The organism is Actinophytocola sp., assembly GCF_036002505.1.
Classification (GTDB): Bacteria; Actinomycetota; Actinomycetes; order Mycobacteriales; family Pseudonocardiaceae; genus DASYTH01.
Genome location: NZ_DASYTH010000009.1, coordinates 1 through 2,665, shown reverse-complemented (window position 1 = coordinate 2,665; position 2,665 = coordinate 1). Strand labels below are relative to the sequence as shown.

Annotated in this window: 5 protein-coding genes; 3 read left to right on the top strand and 2 right to left on the bottom strand. The window is 70.7% G+C overall.

Translation table 11 applies throughout. From position 1 onward, the window contains the following. Together VGR06_RS00155 and VGR06_RS00150 are read left to right on the top strand one after the other, a co-directional pair. Positions 1-784 (top strand): ABC transporter permease (locus VGR06_RS00155; protein ID WP_327556829.1); only part of this gene is annotated, 784 nt, incomplete at its 5' end. 288 nt (positions 785-1,072) lie between these two features. After that, positions 1,073-1,315: a hypothetical protein gene (locus tag VGR06_RS00150; protein WP_327556828.1), complete on the top strand. Its 243-nt coding sequence runs from the start codon at positions 1,073-1,075 to the stop codon at positions 1,313-1,315. Positions 1,316-1,546: 231 nt separating this feature from the next. On the opposite strand, the gene VGR06_RS00145 is transcribed toward VGR06_RS00150, so the two are convergent. Further along, the gene (locus tag VGR06_RS00145; protein WP_327556827.1) at positions 1,547-1,771 is read right to left on the bottom strand and encodes a hypothetical protein; all 225 of its coding nucleotides are present in this window, start codon (positions 1,769-1,771) and stop codon (positions 1,547-1,549) included. Between the two features lie 74 nt (positions 1,772-1,845). Here VGR06_RS00145 and VGR06_RS00140 point away from each other — a divergent pair, with 74 nt between their 5' ends. After that, positions 1,846-2,298 carry a transposase gene (locus VGR06_RS00140; protein WP_327556826.1) on the top strand — a complete coding sequence of 151 codons (453 nt, stop codon included), beginning with the start codon at positions 1,846-1,848 and terminating at the stop codon, positions 2,296-2,298. A 35-nt stretch (positions 2,299-2,333) separates the two neighbouring features. Here the strand turns inward: VGR06_RS00140 and VGR06_RS00135 are convergent. Then, a partial coding sequence (locus VGR06_RS00135) for a hypothetical protein (RefSeq protein ID WP_327556825.1) occupies positions 2,334-2,665 on the bottom strand: 332 nt, incomplete at its 5' end.

The window sequence follows — 2,665 nt, the reverse complement described above, 5'->3', positions numbered from 1 at the left end:
CTTCCTGCACGGCCCCGACCTGGTCGGCGCCGGCCACGCCTCCGGCGTGCTCAACTGGCCGCCCAACCTGGGCTGGTCGTTCCGCAACCAGGAACCGGTGCTCAACACCATCCTCGACCGCCTGCCGGTGACCGCGTCGCTCGCGCTCGGCGGCTGCGTCTTTTGGCTGCTGCTCGGGTTCTCCACCGGGATCCTCGCCGCCCTGCGGCCGCGCAGCCTCGCCGACCGGGCCGCCATGGGCTTCGCCCTGCTGGGCGTCTCCGCGCCGGTGTTCATCACGGGAATCGGGCTGCTGTACGTCTTCTACTTCAAGCTGGGCTGGGCACCGGCACCGAGCTACGTGCCGTTCTCCCGCGACCCGCTGGCATGGGCCTCCCACCTGGTCCTCGCCTGGGTCACCGTGTCGCTCATCTTCTCCGCCCTCTACACGCGCATGGTGCGCAGCAACATGCTCGAGGTCGCCGGTGAGGACTACGTCCGCACCGCCCGCGCCAAGGGCCTGACCGAGCGGAGGGTGGTGCTCGCCCACGTGATCCGCTCCTCGGTCACGCCGGCCGTGACCCAGCTCGGCCTGGACCTCGGCGGCCTGCTCGGCGGCGCGATCGTGGTCGAGCGGGTCTTCGGCCTGCCCGGCCTCGGCGGGGCCACCGTGCAGGCGATCACCGGCAACGACCTGCCCTTGATCCAAGGAGTGGTGCTGTTCGCCGCCTTCTTCGTCATCGTGGCGAACCTGCTGGTCGACATCGCCTACGCGGCCCTCGACCCACGAGTCCGCTACGGCTGAGGCGGCGACGATCAGCCGCAGCCTCTAGGCGCAGGCGGATGCTGGACGAGGCGTCGCTTCCGATCGTCCCGGGATCGTTACGGCGTAGGTGGTAGTCCGGGAATGGCTCGTCCTACCTCCCCCGGCGACGTGACGGGCCGGCGAGCGACCTGGTGAGCTGACCCGGTCGAGCACCTTGCGTCGCTCCGGCGCCGGACGAATTCGATGCGGCCGGTACGCGCGCCGTAACGATGCCGAAGCGGTCGGGCGCCATCATCGCTTGTGAACAGAATCACAAAGGAGGAAACGATGAGCTCCCTGATCGCCGGCTCGCCGACCCGTGCCCCGTCCATCCGGAACCGCGACGCCGCCGACCACCACGACCGCGACCGCAAGCCCAAGCCGTCCCGGATCTGGGTCCTGCTGGAGGCGCTGGCCTACGGAGGTGCGTACATCGACCCGACCGGAGTGCTGGCCCGTCAGCGCTTCGCCCGCATCCGGGAAGCGCAGCGTCATGGCCGCCGTGAGAGCTCCACCGGATCCCGGCACTGACCAACGACAGGCCCTCGGAGGCTCTGAATTAGGCCGGCTCTGGGATGCGGCAGGGCTCCGGCGTTCTGTTAGTTTGTCTGGCCGGTGACGTAATGCGGGATGGTGCGGGATAGCACGAGCGTCCGGGATCATGCGGTTATCACAGCCTCATGATCGCGATGGACACCCGTGCCTGCCAACCCATCATTCTCGATCCCAGCCGCCCTGGCCCACCTCGCCCATGCCGACCCGCTACGACCGGCCGACGCGCCGCATCTGCTCGCCTACCTCGCCGCGATGGACCACACCACCCGCGCGGTGCTCGCCCAACGCCAGGTCGACGGCGCCCCCGGCGAGGTCCCCGGGTTCGCCCCGCTGCTGGCCGGCCTGGAGCTGGCCGGCGCGGTGGTCACCGCCGACGCGCTGCACACCCACGCCGACGCGGCCGAGTTCGTGGTGACCACAAAGCAGGCCCACTACCTGTTCACCGTCAAGGCCAATCAGCCCACCCTGTTGGCCCGCTGCGGCCACCTGCCCTGGCGCAACGTCCCGTGCCGGACCGCACCCGCGACCGCGCCCACGGCCGCGTGGAGCTGCGCACCCTCAAGGCCGTTACCGTCAACCACTTCGGGTTCCCGCACGCCGCCCAGGTCGTCCAGGTCATCCGCAAGACCCGCGACCTCAAGGCCCGCAGGTGGCGGACCGTGGTCGTCTATGCGGTCACCAGCCTCACCTTCGCCCAGGCCAGCCCTGCCCGGCTCGCCGACCTCCTGCGTGGGCACTGGGCGATCGAGAACCGGCTGCACCGGGTCCGCGACACCACCTTCGCCGAGGACCGCTCCCAGGTCCGCACCGGCACCGCCCCGCAGGTCATGGCGTGCCTGCGCAACCTCGCCATCGGCGTGCTCAGCCGAGCCGGGCCGGTCAACCTCGCCGCCGCGCTGCGCCACCACGCTCGCGACCCCACGCGGCCGCTCGCTACCCTCGGTATCGCCCTCGGATGAACCGGACATTACGCGAGAACGCTGGAGCCCTGACCTCATCGCCTGGTGCCGGTGGTGAGTCGTTCGCGGTCGAAGGTCGCTGACATGATCCGCCAGCCGAGTCGGTTGCCGAGCAGCAGCGCCGCCGCGAGGCCGAGGGCAAGGCCGAGCGTGGCGTGGATCACGTTGAACGCGACCAGCGCCGCCACCACGGCCGTCGGGAGGCTCGCGAAGATGCCGAGCTGCTGGGCGACCCGGAGGTCGCTGGCTCGGGCGGAGATCGCGATGCCGATCCAGATCGACCAGCCGGCCAGCAGCGGCGTGAAGACCAGCTGGGCGAGCAGGTCCGGGCCTCGCAGCAGCGCCGACGCCACGGTTGGCTGTGCGA